Origin of the sequence: Vibrio thalassae (genome assembly GCF_900089835.1) — a bacterium.
GTDB lineage: Bacteria > Pseudomonadota > Gammaproteobacteria > Enterobacterales > Vibrionaceae > Vibrio > Vibrio thalassae.
The window spans coordinates 1-726 of sequence record NZ_OANU01000158.1; the positions used below are offsets into that span (position 1 = coordinate 1).

General features: G+C 43.0%; 1 protein-coding gene. It reads left to right on the forward strand.

What is annotated here, in order from left to right:
• A partial coding sequence (locus VTH8203_RS23075; RefSeq protein WP_244181314.1) for a glycosyl hydrolase family 18 protein occupies positions 1-726 on the forward strand: 726 nt, incomplete at both ends.

The following is a 726-nucleotide window of genomic DNA, read 5'->3' on the forward strand; positions in this document are numbered from 1 at the left end:
GAAGTGTCAGAAGTAATTTCTAATGCGAACGCATCGAGTGTTATTCGTAACAATGAGCTTAAGTTTGGCGGCTATGTCTCTGATTGGGCCCAATATGGTCGTAAGTTTGCGCTGGCCAATGTAGGGGCAACGGCCTATACCGAATTAGTCTATTCTTTCTTTGGTATTTGTGGTGACCGAGGTACCTTTGTATCCGATAAAAGTAATCCTAACTCAACCACTGCAGATAAGATTGAAGCCAACTGTACTGCGCTCAATAAGCAGGAAGGGGAAATTGTTTCTCTCGATTTCTGGGGTTCATTCCAAAATGCAGCTCGTTTTGACCCTGGATATAACTGGAGCGCTATATACGACAAAATTGATGCTTCAAATTGGAATCAATTAAATGCTGATAACACACGAGGACTGTTTGGTGAGCTTGTTGCTCTTAAAAAGCAAAATCCATCATTAGATATCTCATTGAGTATTGGCGGCTGGACGCTGTCTGAACCCTTCTATCGTGTGGCGGCAGACTCCGTATTAATCGATAATTTCGCCAACTCAGTATTAGAAATTGTCGATAAATTTCAAGTCAACGGTGAGCCTCTATTTACGACCATTGATATTGACTGGGAATTCCCAGGGCATGGTGGTGACTGTCATGATACTACTCGTTGTTACAGCCCCGATGATGGCGATAATTTTGTGACTTTATTGCAGGCGGTGCGTGATGTGCTAGACAGTAAC